12 protein-coding genes and 1 pseudogene are annotated in these 14774 nt (G+C 73.0%); 8 read left to right on the forward strand and 5 right to left on the reverse strand.

Translation table 11 applies throughout. The features are described from left to right. Positions 1 to 52 precede the first annotated feature (52 nt). From guaB1 to AC3CCI_RS13335, 3 genes are all read left to right on the forward strand, one after another. Positions 53 to 1489, forward strand: a complete 1437-nt coding sequence (gene guaB1, locus AC3CCI_RS13325) for a GMP reductase (protein WP_354592926.1) — start codon at positions 53 to 55, stop codon at positions 1487 to 1489. A 193-nt stretch (positions 1490 to 1682) separates the two neighbouring features. Then, positions 1683 to 3134: a hemolysin family protein gene (locus AC3CCI_RS13330; RefSeq protein ID WP_354593305.1), complete on the forward strand. Its 1452-nt coding sequence runs from the start codon at positions 1683 to 1685 to the stop codon at positions 3132 to 3134. Next, complete coding sequence (locus tag AC3CCI_RS13335) at positions 3131 to 4171, forward strand: hemolysin family protein (RefSeq protein WP_488627473.1); 1041 nt, start codon at positions 3131 to 3133, stop codon at positions 4169 to 4171. The genes AC3CCI_RS13330 and AC3CCI_RS13335 overlap by 4 nt, the downstream gene beginning before the upstream one ends. A gap of 97 nt (positions 4172 to 4268) precedes the next feature. On the opposite strand, the gene AC3CCI_RS13340 is transcribed toward AC3CCI_RS13335, so the two are convergent. Further along, positions 4269 to 5330, reverse strand: coding sequence for an NADH:flavin oxidoreductase/NADH oxidase (locus AC3CCI_RS13340; RefSeq protein ID WP_354593304.1), 1062 nt, complete (start codon positions 5328 to 5330; stop codon positions 4269 to 4271). Positions 5331 to 5625: 295 nt separating this feature from the next. On the opposite strand from AC3CCI_RS13340, the pseudogene AC3CCI_RS13345 reads away from it, so the two are divergent. After that, positions 5626 to 6363 (forward strand): annotated as a pseudogene (locus AC3CCI_RS13345) (ADP-dependent NAD(P)H-hydrate dehydratase). 27 nt (positions 6364 to 6390) lie between these two features. On the opposite strand, the gene AC3CCI_RS13350 reads toward AC3CCI_RS13345, so the two are convergent. The 4 genes from AC3CCI_RS13350 to AC3CCI_RS13365 form a co-directional block, all read right to left on the reverse strand. Beyond that, positions 6391 to 7080 (reverse strand): YceI family protein, encoded by a 690-nt coding sequence (locus tag AC3CCI_RS13350; protein WP_488627474.1) that lies wholly within the window; start codon positions 7078 to 7080, stop codon positions 6391 to 6393. A gap of 204 nt (positions 7081 to 7284) precedes the next feature. Beyond that, positions 7285 to 8082 (reverse strand): amino acid ABC transporter ATP-binding protein, encoded by a 798-nt coding sequence (locus AC3CCI_RS13355; RefSeq protein ID WP_354592922.1) that lies wholly within the window; start codon positions 8080 to 8082, stop codon positions 7285 to 7287. Beyond that, positions 8079 to 8855 (reverse strand): amino acid ABC transporter permease, encoded by a 777-nt coding sequence (locus AC3CCI_RS13360; RefSeq protein ID WP_354592921.1) that lies wholly within the window; start codon positions 8853 to 8855, stop codon positions 8079 to 8081. The genes AC3CCI_RS13355 and AC3CCI_RS13360 overlap by 4 nt, the downstream gene beginning before the upstream one ends. 92 nt (positions 8856 to 8947) lie before the next feature. After that, positions 8948 to 9778, reverse strand: coding sequence for an ABC transporter substrate-binding protein (locus AC3CCI_RS13365; RefSeq protein ID WP_354592920.1), 831 nt, complete (start codon positions 9776 to 9778; stop codon positions 8948 to 8950). 79 nt (positions 9779 to 9857) lie between these two features. Between AC3CCI_RS13365 and AC3CCI_RS13370 the strand changes: the two genes are divergently transcribed. The 4 genes from AC3CCI_RS13370 (at position 9858) to AC3CCI_RS13385 (ending at position 14654) form a co-directional block, all read left to right on the forward strand. After that, a complete protein-coding gene (locus AC3CCI_RS13370; RefSeq protein ID WP_488627475.1) occupies positions 9858 to 11189 on the forward strand; it encodes a glycosyltransferase 87 family protein in 1332 nt (443 codons plus the stop codon). After that, entirely contained in the window at positions 11186 to 11515 is a 330-nt protein-coding gene (locus AC3CCI_RS13375) for a thiamine-binding protein (protein WP_354592918.1), read from the forward strand. Before AC3CCI_RS13370 ends, AC3CCI_RS13375 begins: the two co-directional genes overlap by 4 nt. Positions 11516 to 11675: 160 nt before the next feature. Continuing rightward, a complete protein-coding gene (locus AC3CCI_RS13380; RefSeq protein ID WP_354592917.1) occupies positions 11676 to 13259 on the forward strand; it encodes a choice-of-anchor D domain-containing protein in 1584 nt (527 codons plus the stop codon). Between the two features lie 144 nt (positions 13260 to 13403). Continuing rightward, entirely contained in the window at positions 13404 to 14654 is a 1251-nt protein-coding gene (locus AC3CCI_RS13385) for an MFS transporter (RefSeq protein ID WP_354592916.1), read from the forward strand. The last annotated feature ends 120 nt before the right edge of the window (positions 14655 to 14774 follow it).

A 14774-nucleotide genomic window follows, 5' to 3' on the forward strand; every position in this document is an offset into this window, starting at 1 on the left:
GCGCAAACGGCCGGACGGCGGCGGGACGACTCACAGGGATTACCGTGGACCCATGCGGTTCTACGAGACGACCCCCACGCACGATCTGACCTACTCCGACGTGTTCCTCGTCCCGAGCCGGTCGTCGATCACCAGCCGGCTCGACGTGTCCCTCGCGCCGGGTGACGGCACCGGGGCCACGATCCCGATCGTCTCGGCCAACATGAACTCGGTCACGGGGCCCCGCCTCGCGGCCACCCTGGCCCGGCGGGGCGGCCTCGGCGTCCTGCCGCAGGACATGCACCTGCAAGACCTCGACGCCGCGATCCGCTGGGTCAAGGCCCAGCCCGTGGACTACGACACGCCGTACTCGCTCGACGCGGGGCAGACCGTGGAGCAGGCGCTCTCGGTGGTCCCCGCCGTCGAGGGCCACGGCATCGTCCTGCACGACGGCACCGGGGCCTACCTCGGCTGCATCGCCACCTCGCGCCTCGCCACCGCCCCGCGCGACGCCGTGCTGGGCGACCTGCTGCACGGGGCCCTCACCTCGCTCGACGCCGACGACGTCGACGATCCGCGCGACGCGTTCGACCGCATGGTGGCCGCCGACATCCACTTCGCCCCCGTGCTGCGTCACGGCCGGGTCGTCGGCACGGTCAGCCGCAAGAGCGCCCTGCGGTCGACGATCTACCGGCCCGCCGTCGACGGGGACGGCCGGTTGCGCATCGCGGCGGCCGTCGGCATCAACGGCGACGTGGCCGGCAAGGCGAAGGCCCTCGCCGCGGCCGGCGTCGACGTGCTCGTCATCGACACCGCGCACGGAGACCAGGACGGCATGATCCGCGCCGTGCAGACGGTCTCGAGCCTCGACCTCGGCCTGCCGATCGTCGCGGGCAACGTCGTCACCGAAGAGGCCGTCCGGCACCTCGTCGCCGCCGGGGCCTCCATCGTCAAGGTCGGCGTCGGGCCGGGTGCGATGTGCACCACCCGCATGATGACCGCCGTGGGTCGCCCCCAGTTCTCGGCGGTGCTCGAGACGGCCGCCACGGCGCGAGCCCTCGGCGCCCACGTCTGGGCCGACGGCGGCGTGCGCTACCCCCGCGACGTGGCCCTCGCGCTCGCGGCCGGGGCGTCGTCGGTGATGATCGGCTCGTGGTTCGCCGGCACCATCGAGGCCCCCGGCGAGCTCGCGAGCGACGAGCGCGGCCTCTACAAGGAGAGCTGGGGCATGGCCTCGACGAAAGCCGTCCGCGGTCGCTTCGAACGTCTCGACCCGTACGAGCTCGCCCGCAAGACCCTCTTCGCCGAGGGCATCTCGTCGTCGAAGATCTACCTCGACCCGCTGCGGCCGGGCGTGGAGGACCTGCTCGACATGATCACGTCGGGCGTCCGCAGCTCGTTCACCTACGCCGGGGCGACGACCGTCGCCGAGTTCGCCGAGCGGGCCCTGGTCGGCGTGCAGTCGGCGGCGGGCTACGAAGAGGGCAAGGCGCTGCCGGTCAGCTGGTGACGGCCCTCCGGGCCGGACGATCCGGGCCGCACGCCGCCGTCGGGCGAAGCCGCCCGACGAGAACGGTGCACGTGCCGTAAGATCACCCGTCTATGGATGACCCTCCGTCTCAGACGACCGCGCCCTCGCACCATCGCTCGCCGCGCCTCCTCACCACGGGCACCACGACCGTCGACCGGGGCGGGTGCAGCTCGTGAACGAGTGGCTGCTGCTCGCGTTCGGCCTGCTGCTCACCGTCGGCACCGGGCTCTTCGTCGCCAGCGAGTTCTCGCTGGTCAACCTCGACCGGTCCGACCTCGAGGCCCGGCAGTCGCGGGGTGAGAAGGGGCTCGCGCCCACCATCGGTGCGCTCCGCATCACGTCGACGCACCTGTCGAGCGCCCAGCTCGGCATCACGTTGACCACCCTGTTGACGGGCTACACGATGGAGCCCGCGATCTCGCGGCTCATCTCACCGCCGCTGACGGCGGTCGGCGTGCCCGAGGGCGTCGTCGGCGTCGGGGCACCGATCGTGTCGATCGTCGTGGCCACCCTGCTGTCGATGATCGTCGGCGAGCTCGTGCCCAAGAACTTCGCGCTGGCGCTGCCGCTGAAGACCGCCAAGCTGGTGATCCCGTTCCAGGTGCTCTTCACCACGGTCTTCAAGCCCGCGGTCGCCCTGCTCAACAACACCGCCAACGCGGTGCTCCGGGCCATGGGCATCGAGCCGAAGGAGGAGCTGTCGGGCGCCCGCACGGCCGAAGAGCTCTCGTCGCTCGTGCGCCGGTCGGCGACCGAGGGCAGCCTCGACCGCGACACGGCCACCCTGCTCGCCCGGACGCTCGTCTTCAGCGACCACACGGCGTCCGACGTCATGACGCCCAGGCCCCGACTGTCGACCGTGTCGCGCGGCGACTCGGCCGAGACGGTCCTCGAGCTGGCCCGCCGCACCGGGTACTCGCGGTTCCCGGTGACGGACGACGGGATCGACGACGTCGTGGGCCTCGTCCACGTCAAGCAGGCGGTCTCGGTGCCCCGCGAGAAGCGGGCCGACGTGCCCGTCTCCGCGTTGCTGACCGACGCTGTGCGCGTTCCGGAGACCATGACGCTCGACAACCTGCTCGGCGAGGTCCGGGGCCGGGGTTACCAGATGGCCGTCGTGGTCGACGAGTACGGCGGCACGGCCGGCGTCGTCACGCTCGAGGACCTCATCGAAGAGCTGGTCGGCGAGGTCAGCGACGAGCACGACCGCAGTCGGGTCGACGTCGTGCGGTCGCGCAACTGGCTGACCTTCCCCGGCTTGCTGCGCCCCGACGAGCTGCTCGAGCGGGCCTCGGTCAAGGTGCCGGAGGACGGCCCCTACGAGACCGTCGGCGGATGGCTGATGAGCGAGCTCGGGCGTCTGCCGAAGGTCGGCGACGTGGTCGAGACCGACGACGGCGCCTTCCGCGTCGAGCGGCTCGACGGGCGCCGCATCGACCGCATCCGCTTCACGCCCACGCCCGACGAGGTGGCCGAGGCCCCCACGGTCGAGCCCGGGCGTCGAGACGGACGCGACGAGCGCGACCGGTCCGGCCGCCGTGACCCGAAGGTCCTGCCCTCGACGGTGCGCACCGGCGTCGAGGACGACCGGCGTGCCGTCCGCACGAAGGAGGTGACCCGATGAGCAGCGACTGGTGGGGCATCGTCTGGCTGGTCGTGCTGCTGGCGGGCAACGCGTTCTTCGTCGCCGCCGAGTTCGCCGTCATCTCAGCCCGCCGCTCTCAGATCGAACCGAAGGCCGAGGCCGGCAGCCGCGCGGCGAAGACCACGCTGTGGGCCATGGAGCACGCGACGATGATGCTCGCGACGACGCAGCTCGGCATCACGATCTGCTCGCTGCTGATCCTCAACGTGTCCGAGCCGTCGATCCACCACCTGCTCGAGGGCCCCCTCGGCTGGACCGGGCTCAGCCCCGAACTGGTCGGCGTGGTCGGCTTCGTCATCACCCTCGTGCTGGTGTCGTTCCTGCACGTCGTCTTCGGCGAGATGGTGCCGAAGAACATCTCGTTCTCGTTGCCGGACCGGGCGGCCCTGCTGCTGGCGCCGCCGCTCGTCGCGATCGCCCGGGTGCTGCACGTGGTCGTCCTGGCCCTCAACCACTCGGCCAACGCCGTGCTGCGGGCCTTCCGGGTCGAGCCCAAGGACGAGGCGACGAGCGCCTACACGGTCGACGAGGTCGCGACGATCGTGGCGCAGTCCCAGCGCGAGGGCATGCTGACCGACGCGACGGGGACGGTGCGCGCGGCGTTCGAGTTCACCGAGAAGACCGTCGCGCAGACGGCCGTCCCCATGGCCGAACTCGTCACGCTGCCCGAGGACGCCACCCCGCACGACGTCGAGCGGGCCGTCGCGCAGCGCGGCTTCTCGCGGTACGTGCTGGTCGACGACGACGGCGACCCCACGGGCTACCTGCACCTCAAGGACGTCATCGACCTCGACGAGGACGAGTTCGCCGACCCGGTCCCGCCGAAGCGCATCCGCCAGCTGATCTCGATCTTCCAGGGCACCGAACTCGAGGACGCCCTGGCGACCATGCGTCGCAGCGGCGTGCACGTGGCGCGCTCGTTCGACGAGTCCGGGGCCACGCGCGGCGTGCTCTTCCTCGAGGACATCCTCGAAGAGCTAATCGGCGAGGTGCAGGACGCGACCCGGCGTCGCTGAGCGAGACCCGACGGACGACGCGACCCGCGCCTCCCGACCCCGAGAGGGTGAGGAGGCGCGGGTCGCGTCGTGAGGGACCGGTACGGCCCGGGGCGGCTCAGCGCACGCGGAACGGCGCCCGCAGGTACTGCGACGGCGTGTAGTCGAGCTCGACGCCGAGCTCGGCCGCGGCGCGCAGCGGGAAGTGCGGGTCGCGGAGGAACTCGCGCGCCATGAGGACGACGTCGGCGCGGCCGCTGGCCACGACCTCGTTCGCCTGCTCGGCCCCGACGATGAGCCCGACGGCGCCGGTCTCGACGCGGCCCCGGTTGCGGACGTGCTCGGCGAAGCGCACCTGGTAGCCGAGGCCCACCGGGATGCTCACGCCGGCGACGAGGCCGCCGGTCGAGATGTCGAACAGGTCGGCTCCGGCGTCGCGCGCCCAGGCAGCGACCGTCGCGGTGTCGTCCTCGTCCCAGCCGCCGTCGGCCCAGTCGGTCGCCGAGAAGCGGACGAGCAGCGGGTACTCGTCGCCGACCTCGGCACGGACGGCCGCCACGACCTCGAGCAGGAACCGCGCACGGTTCTCGAGCGACCCGCCGTACCGGTCGTCGCGCAGGTTGCTGAGCGGCGAGAGGAACTGGTGCAGCAGGTAGCCGTGGGCCGCGTGCAGCTCGATCAGCTCGAAGCCGGCGTCGACCGAGCGACGTGCCGCGACGCGGAACGCCTCGACCAGGCCGCCGACCGCCTCGGTGGTCAGGGCCACCGGCTCGTCGTAGCCCTCGAACGCGACGGCCGAGGGGGCGACGGTGGTCCAGCCGCCCTGGTCGTCCGGCACGGTGCCCTGCGTCTCGCTCCACGGGCGGAAGGTCGACGCCTTGCGCCCCGCGTGCGCCAGCTGGACTCCGGGCACCGCGCCCTGCGAGCGGACGAAGGCGGTGATCGGGCGGAACGCCTCGACCTGCGCGTCGTTCCAGAGGCCCAGGTCCTGCGGCGAGATGCGGCCCTCGGGCGTGACCGACGTGGCCTCGGCGATGACGGCACCGGCGCCTCCTCGGGCGAGCGAGCCCAGGTGGACGAGGTGCCAGTCGGTGGGGACGCCGTCCTCGAGCTCGGCCGAGTACTGGCACATGGGTGCGACCCAGAGCCGGTTGCGGAAGCTCGTGCCGCGCAGGGTGATCGGGTCGAAGAGCCCGACGGAGGCCCCGGAGTCGGCGGAGGTGGTCGTGGGGGCGGGCGTCGTCTGTGCTGCGTTCGTCACGAGGAGGGGATCGCCTTTCGATGGGGAATGATGCGTCCGAGCCAACCGGCTCGGGGTCGATCGTGTTCCCGGCCGACCGGGACCGTCGTCTTCCGGTGGGTGCGACTACGGTCGGGGCGTGACCTCCGACGCACTCTTCACCGAATGGACCCCGTCCGACGCCGCCGGGGGCATCGCCGTGCCCGCCGTCGACGACGACAAGTACAGCCGGGGCGTGCTCGGCGTCGTCACCGGCTCGAGCTCGTACCCGGGCGCCGCCGTGCTCGGCGTCGAGGCCGCGTTGCACACCGGCGTCGGGATGCTGCGCTACCTGGGGCCCTCGCGCGCCTCCGACTTCGTCCTGCACCGTCGGCCCGAGGCCGTCACGAGTCCCGGTCGCGTGCAGGCGTGGCTGCTCGGCTCGGGGGTGGACCCCGACCACCTCGACGACGAGACGCGGGACGGCTTCGCGACCGGCGCCTCCTCGGGGTTGCCGCTCGTGCTCGACGCGGGCGCCCTGTCGCTGCGCTAGCGGGCGACCGGGCCCGTCGTGCTGACGCCGCACTTCCGCGAACTCGCGAAGGCCTCGGGACGCGAGGTCGAGGACGTCGCGGCCGACCCGGCCGACGCCGCCGAACATGCCGCGGGGGAGTGGGGGTGCACGGTGCTCGTCAAGGGGCACCGCACGTACGTCGCGTCCCCCGGCGGCACCCGCCTGGTCGCCGCCAGCGCCCCGTCGTGGCTCGCGACGGCCGGTGCCGGCGACGCGCTCGGCGGGGTGCTGGGTGCGCTGGTCGCCACCCACCACGACGAGATCGCCGCGGACGAGGAGGCGCTGGCCCGCCTGGCTGCGACGGCCTCGGTCGTCCACGGCCTCGCGGCGTCACGGGCGGGCGCCGGCGGACCGTTCACCGTGCTCGGCCTGGTCGACGCGCTGCCCGCCACGATCGCCGACCTGCTGCGCCGGGGCTGACGCCTCGTCGGACGGGCTCGGAGCGGGTCAGGAGGCGGGGGTCGCCGCCACGAGGAACTCGACCGTGCCCTGGTCCTCGACGCTGACGAAGCCGAGGTCGGGCGCCTCGACGCCGTAGTCCGAGAACGTGACCGGGATCGAGCCGCTCACCTGCACGCCGTCGCCCGAGAGCGCCGCCTGGAGGGGGACGGTGACGGTCTGCGTGACGCCGTGCATCGTGAGCTCGCCCGTGGCGTCGACGCTCGCCACCTCGCCGTCGGACGGCACGGCCGCCTCGATCGGCTGGGTCAGCGTGAAGGTGGCGGTGGGGAACCGGTTCACCTGCATGGCCGTGCCGCGGAAGTAGTCGTCGCGGTTGCCGCTGTCGGTCGCGATCGAGGCCACTTCGACGTCGATGGTCGCGGCCGAGATGCTCGTGCCGTCGACGGTGATGGTGCCCGAGACCTGGTCGGTGCTGCCGACCACGGTCACGTCGGTCCCGTTCAGCACCTCGTCGACGCGGTAGCCGGCCGTGCTGCCGTCGCCGATGCTCCAGTCGCCGGTGAGCTGGCTCGCGTCGAGGGTGCTCGACCCGGGGGTGAGGGCGGCCGTGGGCGCGGCCTCGGGCTCGCCCACGACGAGGTCTCGGTAGAGGACCGGCCCGGCGAAGGCGGCGGTGACGCCCAGCACGACGACGGCGGCGGCGACGCCGAGCCCGATGGTGGTCTTCTTCTTCATGATGGTCGTCCTTCGGAGGGGTCGGCGTGACGCGCGGCGAGTCCACGGGGCTGCCTCGATGGTGACGTGTCACCCTCTCAAAGGCCTGGGAGGCGCGGGTGAGGACGGTGAGCGTCGTTGCGTCCCCGGGTCGACGAGATGCCGCCTCGCCGCCTCGCCGCGTCGCTGCGACGCCGCATCGCTGCGCTGTGCCGCGTCCGCGCCTCAGGGAGCGGTGAAGCGGGTGAGGAACTCGCGGGTGCGGGCCTCGCGGGGCGCCGTGAAGAGCTGGGCGGGCGGGCCCTGCTCGGCGATCCGACCCCGGTCGAGGAACACGACGCGGTCGGCGACGTCGCGGGCGAACGCCATCTCGTGGGTCGCCATGAGGATCGTCGTGCCCACGTCCTTCAGGGTGCGCACGAGGTCGAGCACCTCGCCGACCAGCTCGGGGTCGAGGGCGCTCGTGATCTCGTCGAGCAGCAGCACGGCCGGACGGGGCGCGAGGGCGCGGGCGATCGCGACGCGCTGCTGCTGCCCGCCTGACAGGCGGTCGGGGTAGGCGTCGGCCTTGTCGCCGAGTCCCACCCGGGTGAGCACCTCGAGGGCGCGCTCGTTCGCCGCGGCCCTCGGCTGGCGCAGCACGTGGCGGCTGGCCAGGGCGACGTTGTCGAGCACCGTCAGGTGGGGGAAGAGGTTGAAGTGCTGGAACACCACGCCGATGCGGGCCCGGACCGCGTCGACGAGCACCCGGGGGTCGCTGATGTCGTCCCCGGCGAGCACGATGCGGCCGTCGTCGATCTGCTCGAGTAGGTTCACGGTGCGCAGCAGCGTCGACTTGCCCGAGCCGCTGGCACCGATCAGGGCGACGACCTCGTCCCGGGCGACGTCGAGGTCGATGCCGTCGAGCACCACGGCGTCGCCGAACGACTTGCGGACGCCCTCGAGGCGCAGCACCGTCTCGGGGAGGCCGGCGTCGGGGGCGACGGGCACCGCGCCTCCTGCGGTGGGGTCGGAGACGTTCATACGACGCTGCCCGCCTGTTCGCGACGACGGAGGCGCGCCGACAGCCAGTCGGTCAGCCAGATGGTCGGCAGGGCCAACAGCACGAAGAGCAGCCCGGCGAGGACGTAGGGCGTGAAGTTCGCCGCCGTGGCCGTCTCGATCTGCGCGGCGCGGACCGCGTCGACGGCGCCGAGCACCGAGATGAGACCGACGTCCTTCTGCATCGAGACGAAGTCGTTCATCAGGGCGGGCGTGACCTTGCGGAGCGCCTGGGGGAACACCACGAGACGCAGGGTCTTGGCGTGGCTCAGGCCGAGGGAGCGCGCGGCCAGGCGTTGTGAGGGGTGGACCGCCTCGATGCCGGCGCGGATGACCTCGGAGACGTAGGCCGAGTAGGTGAGGATCAACGCGATCGTGCCCCAGAACTCGGCGGGCAGCCGGGGGATGCCCAGGCCGAGCCCCGGCACGCCGAACCCGACCAGGTACAGGACGATGATCAACGGCATGCCCCGGAACAGGTCGGTGTAGCCGCGGACGAGGGCCCGCACCGGGAAGAACACGGGCCCGCGCAGGGTGCGCGCCGCCGACAGGACGGTGCTGACGACGGCCACGCCGATCGCGGCGACGACCAGCACGCGGACGTTGAGCCAGAGGCCCTCGACCACCCTGGGCCACGCCGAGGCGAACGTGGCGCCGTCGAGGAAGCTGAACTGCACCCGGGACCAGCCGGGTGTGCTCGTGATCGCCCACCACGCGAGCGCGGCGAACGCGATCGTGCTGACGGCGGCGACCACGACCGACCGCGTCGACTGCCGACGCCGGAACGCCCGCCGGCCCAGTTCGAGGTCGCTGACCGCCCCGGGGGCGGCCGCGACCGTGCGAGGGGTTACGACAGCTCTTTCACGTCGTAGTCGGCCAGCCACTGCTTCTGCAGCTCGGCGAGCGTGCCGTCGGCCGTGAGGTCGTCGACGGCCGTCGTGACGTCGGCGGTCAACGAGCTGCCGAGCGGCAGGACGATGCCGAGCTGGTCGCTCGCCCCGTCGGCCGCGGGCAGCTGACCGAGCACGACGCCGCCCTCGACGAAGTAGGTGGCGGTGGGGACGTCGAGCACGATGGCGTCGACCTGGCCGGCCTCGAGGGCGGCCTTCGCGTCGTCGTTCGAGTTGTAGGCCTGCACGCCGCCGTCCGGGTCGATCGCGGTCTCGGCGGCGGTGAAGCTCGTCGTGCCGCTCTGGGCGCCGATGTCGAGACCCTCGAGGTCGGCGATCGACGTCGCATCGGCCGCCGCGGTGCCGGGCAGGGTCACGACCGCCTGGCGCGTCTCGTAGTAGGCGGGCGAGAAGTCGACGGCCTTCTTCCGCTGGTCGGTGATGGAGAACTGCTGGAGGTTCAGGTCGAACGTCTTGGGGCCCGGCGCGATGGCCTCGTCGAAGGTCGTGCGCACCCACACCACGTCGGAGGCGTCGTAGCCGAGCTCGTCGGCGACCGCGTAGGCGACGGCGGCCTCGTAGCCCTTGCCGGACGACGGGTCGTCGTCTTCGACCCAGGGGCTGTACGCGGGCTCACCGGTGGCGACGGTGAGCTTGCCCTCGGAGACCGGGCCGACGGACGACCCCGTGGTGCCCGAGCCCCCGTCGGACGAGCAGGCGGCGAGCGAACCGGCCAGCACGAGGGCGGCGGCGGTCGCGACGAGTCGGAGGGAGGCGGGTCTGCGCATGAGAGGGATCGTAGCGGCGACGGCCGACGTCGTCCGACGCATGACGCCCGGTGTCGGGGCCGACGGCTAGCCTGTGGGCATGCCGACCTCCGCGCCCCGTCCGCCGGCCGGCGTCGGGGTGTCGGCCGACCCCGACGTCCGCCGGTCGAGTTCCCGGCCCGTGGCCGACGGTCGGACCGCGGTCGTCGACCGGGTGAGGTCGCTCGCGGCGTCACCCGTCGTGATCGGCATCGCCTTCGTGCTCGTCCACGCGTGGCTCGTCCGGCTGAACCTCGTCGGCGGCAACCGCACCCTGGGTGACGTCGACGTCGTCTACCGCACCTGGATGCAACAGGGCGTCGGGGGTGGCGACTGGGTGGGAGTCGACCGTCCCTGGGTCTACCCGCTGCTCGCCGCCGTGCCGATGCTGGTCGCCCGGCTCGGCGGCGACGCGGGCTACGGGGCCGTCTGGCTCGTGCTGGTGTCGCTGCTGAACGCCGGTGCCTTCGCCGTGCTGGTCGCCCGGCGGCGGCCCGGGTCGGCGGTCGCGGCCTGGTGGTGGCTGGCGTTCCTCGTCGCCCTCGGGCCGATCGCCCTCGGCCGCATCGACGCCGTCACGGTCCCCATCGCGCTGGTGGGACTGCTCCTCGTCTCGACCCGGCCCTCGCTGGCTTCCGCCCTGCTCACGATCGCGGCCTGGGTCAAGGTCTGGCCCGCCGCCCTCGTGGTGGTCGCCGTCCTCGCCGTGCGTCGTCGGGTCGAGGTCGTCGTGGCCGCCGCGGTGACGACCGCGGTCGTGGCGTCCATCTCGCTCGTGCTCGGCAGCGGGTGGAACGTGGTCGGCTTCGTCGGGCAGCAGGCCGGTCGCGGACTGCAGGTCGAGTCGCCCGCGGCGGTGCTCTGGCTCTGGCGTGCCGCCGCGGGCGTCCCCGGCACCTTCGTCTACTACGACCGGCAGATCCTCACCTACCAGATCGCCGGCGACGGGGTCGGGTTCGCCGCGAAGGCGATGAGCGTCGTCATGGCCGCGGTGGTGCTCGGCGTCGTCCTGCTGGGCCTGCGGGCGGTGCGCCGCGGGGCGACGGCCACGCGCCTCCTCGGCCCCTTGTCGACGGCCGTCGTGGTGGCGCTCATCGTGACCAACAAGGTCGGGTCGCCGCAGTTCGTCGCCTGGCTCGCCGTGCCCGTCGTCGTCGGGCTGGTGCTCGCGCGTTCGGGCGGGCCGAGGTTCGTCGTGCCCGCGGTGCTGGCCGTGGTCGTGGCCGGACTGACGCAGATCGTCTACCCGCTCGAGTACGACGCCCTGCTCGCCGCCCGACCCGATCTCGTCACCGTGGTCACCGTCCGGGCCGTGCTCGAGCTGGGCCTGCTGGCCTGGGCCGCGGTCACGCTCTGGCGTGTCCGGCCGGACGGCGCGAGGATGGACGCATGATCGTCGCGTTCTCCGTCTCGCCCGGTGGTGCCGCCCCCGAGGGCGGACCGTCCGCCGGTTCCGAGCCCGACTCGGTCCACTCGGCGGTCGCCGCCGCGGTCGCCGTCGTCCGGGCCTCCGGGCTGCCGAACCACACCTCGTCGATGTTCACCGAGATCGAGGGCGAGTGGGACGAGGTGATGGCCGTCGTGAAGGCGGCCACCGAGGCGGTCGGCGCCTACGGGTCGCGCGTGTCGCTCGTGCTCAAGGCCGACATCCGGCCGGGGCGCACCGGCGAGCTGACCGGCAAGGTCGAGCGGCTCGAGGCCGCTCTCGACGACGCCTGAGGCCGGCGACCGGCGTGCGTGGCCGGCCGCGAGGCCGGGCTGCGGACCGTCGTCGCTCCCGCCCGCGGGTGACGGGGGATCCACCCGTCCGGGGGGCGACCGCGCGGGCACGATGACTGCAGGGCGCCTCTCGATCGCGCCTCCCGGCGAAGGAGCCCCCGTGAAACGTCCCTCTCTCACCCTGCTCGGGGTGACGGCCCTGGCCGTCCTCGCGGCGACCGTCACCCCTCTCGCGTCGGCGTCGACGCCGGCGTCGGCCGCGACGAGCACGGCGGTGCTCAGCGTCTCGAGCACCAACGATCCCGGCTACCCCGCCGGTCGTCAGCACGCGGCCGTCGGACGGTCCGTGACGATCGGCGTCGCGACGCTGAGCCGCGGCATCACCGTGGTCGGCCCCGAGAGCAAGTCGGGCGCGGGTGACGGCATCCGGATCACCGTCGAGCCCCCTCAGGGCAAGTCCCTCACGGTCGGACGGTACGGTGTCGACTCCCGTTCACAGGACCCCTCCCTCGCCCGTGCCGAACTCGTGGTCGGAAGCGTCAGCCAGTCGTTCATCGGGGACGTCGAGGTCCTGGACCTCGCCGCGGACGCTGCAGGCGCGCTGACGCGCTTCGACGTCGTCTTCCGGAACGGGACGGCGACGCCCTCGTACGCCTTCTTCGGTCAGCTGCGCTTCGGTCAGCCGGGCGACACGGGAGCGGTGCCCACCGCCACGACGATCCAGTACCCGGACACCCCGGTCGGATCGGTGCCCGTGACCACGACGGAGACCATCGTCAACACGGGTTCGGCGCCCGTCACGATGGGTGCCGCCGCCGTGACGTCGGGGACGTCGGGGGACTTCCCGATCACGGCCGACACGTGCAGCCGGACGACCCTGGCCGCGGGCGCGAAGTGCACGTTCACCATCGGTTTCACGCCCACCAAGGCGGGTCCGCGCGCCGGGGTGGTGTCGATCGCCACGGGTGGGGTCACCCGGCGGATCTCGCTCGCGGGTTCCGCTCCGCTCGGCACGACCGGCATCACGTACCGGGGTGACGACTACGTCTCGGGCGGCACGACCCACGCGTTCCCGGACGGCTCGTTCGCCACCGTCGTGGGCCGCAGCTCGTCCGACGGTTACGCCTTCGTCCCGACGCGCCCCTACGGGCTCGACTCGGGCGCCGACACGACCCGCGTCGAGGTGGTCCGCTACGGTGGCGGGCCCCTGCAGGTCGGCACCTTCGACACGAGTGAGGCAACCGGTCCGGCCGAGGGGTCGACCGCGAAGTACGGCCTCTCGGTCTCCGGCTCCGGTCGCGGCTGCGGGTCGTACACGGGGCGTCTGACGGTCTCGTCCTTCGCGGTGGACTCCACGGGCGCCGTGACCTCGGCCCGCCTGTCGTGGACCCTGCGTTGCACCTTCACCCCGGGCACCATGACCGGTTCGCTCAGCTGGCGCGACCGGTCGGACAAGACGGCACCGGCCGCGGTCACGTCGCTGGCGATCGCCACGGCGTCGAGCACCCGCACGGCCACCTGGCGGGCCTCGACCTCGGCGGACGCCGTCGGCACCGTCGTCCGACTCGTGCCGGGAGCCGGCGTCGGCGCCCTCCCGACGAGCGGACTGCCGGTGACCTCGACGGGGGCGACGTCGGCGACCCTGCCCGCCCTCACCTCGGGTCGGCAGTACACGCTGATCGCCTGGTCGGTCGACTCGTCGGGCAACGTCGGGGCGCGGACGGCGACTTCCGTCAAGGGCTGACGAGGGCGCGGCTGCCGCCCGGTCGTTGCGGGGCGGGCGGTCGAATCGATACGATGTGATCGGCAGCACCCACTGTCACGAACCTCTCAACGGTGAGTCCAGGTCGAACATCCCCCTCGATCGACCCCAACGCAAGGCTCCCACGTGACCCACCTCTCCCGCCGTCGTCGCACGGCCGCCCTGATCGCCCTCGCCCTCGGCGGGTTCGGCATCGGCTCGACCGAGTTCGTCGCCATGGGCCTGCTGCCGAACATGGCCGGCGACCTGCTGCCCGGCCTCTACGCCCGCTCGGCCGACGCGGGCATCGCCCAGGCCGGCTGGCTGATCAGCGCCTACGCCCTCGGCGTCGTCGTCGGGGCACCCACGATCGCCGCGATGTCGTCGCACTTCCCGAAGAAGAAACTGCTGCTGGCCCTGCTCGCGGCCTTCACCGTCGGCACCGTCGCCTCGGCCCTGCTGCCGTCGTTCGGCTGGGTGCTGGCCGCCCGCTTCGCCGCGGGCCTGCCGCACGGCGCCTACTTCGGCATCGCGTCGATCGTCGCCGCGTCGATCATGGGGCCCGGCAACCGGGGCAAGGGCGTCGCGCTCGTGCTCAGCGGGCTGACGATCGCGAACGTCGTCGGCGTGCCCTCGATCACCTGGCTCGGCCAGCAGGCCGGCTGGCGCGTCGCCTACCTCGCCGTCGCCCTGATCTTCGCGCTCACCTTCGCCGCCGTCGCCCTCGCCGTCCCGCACCAGGACGGCGACGCGAGCGCCTCGATGAAGCGCGAGCTGCGGGCCTTCAAGCAGCCACAGGTCTGGCTCGTCATGGGCATCGGCGCCATCGGCTTCGGCGGGTTCTTCGCGGTCTACAGCTACATCGCCAACGCCGTCACCGAGGGTGCGGGCGTGGCCGAGGGCGTCGTGCCCTGGGTGCTCGTCACGGTCGGCGTCGGCATGACGATCGGCAACCTGCTCGGCGGCTGGCTGGCCGACCGCTCGCTCAAGCTCGCCATGTACCTCGGCTTCGTCGGGCTGATCGCCGCGCTCTCGGCGTACGCGCTCACCTCGAGCTCGATCGTGGGCATCTTCGTCAGCACGTTCTTCGTCGGCCTCGTCGGGTCGAGCGTCGGCCCGTCGGTGCAGTCCCGCCTCATGGAGGTCGCGGGCGAGAGCCAGGTCATCGGCGCCGCGCTCAACCACTCGGCGATGAACCTCGGCAACAGCTTCGGCGCGTACCTCGGCGGTGCCGTCATCGCGGCCGGCCTCGGCTTCTCCGCCCCGGGCTGGGTCGGCGTCGTGCTCGCCCTCGCCGGCGTCGTCCTGACGATGATCAGCTTCGGCATGCAGCGCGTCGACGACAAGCGCGGCACGGCTCGGGCCACGGCTGCCGAGCGCGAGTCGGTGTCGGCGTAGGACGTCCTCGGGGCGCCCCTCGCGCCTCCCGGGTGCGTGGCGGCATGGCGGCGTGGGCGCAGGTGCAGGCGCCGGCCGGCCGCGTGCGCGGGCGGGGCGGACGACGGACGGCCCGGCTCC

The organism is Frigoribacterium sp. CF331 (assembly GCF_057787905.1).

Bases quoted from the DNA above. Each gene is read 5' to 3' on its own strand.
- AC3CCI_RS13355 (WP_354592922.1), bottom strand. From the start codon at position 8,082: ATGAACGTCTCCGACCCCACCGCAGGAGGCGCGGTGCCCGTCGCCCCC.
- AC3CCI_RS13375 (WP_354592918.1), top strand. From the start codon at position 11,186: ATGATCGTCGCGTTCTCCGTCTCGCCCGGTGGTGCCGCCCCCGAGGGC.
- AC3CCI_RS13370 (WP_488627475.1), top strand. From the start codon at position 9,858: ATGCCGACCTCCGCGCCCCGTCCGCCGGCCGGCGTCGGGGTGTCGGCC.
- guaB1 (WP_354592926.1), top strand. From the start codon at position 53: ATGCGGTTCTACGAGACGACCCCCACGCACGATCTGACCTACTCCGAC.
- AC3CCI_RS13335 (WP_488627473.1), top strand. From the start codon at position 3,131: ATGAGCAGCGACTGGTGGGGCATCGTCTGGCTGGTCGTGCTGCTGGCG.
- AC3CCI_RS13350 (WP_488627474.1), bottom strand. From the start codon at position 7,080: ATGAAGAAGAAGACCACCATCGGGCTCGGCGTCGCCGCCGCCGTCGTC.
- AC3CCI_RS13365 (WP_354592920.1), bottom strand. From the start codon at position 9,778: ATGCGCAGACCCGCCTCCCTCCGACTCGTCGCGACCGCCGCCGCCCTC.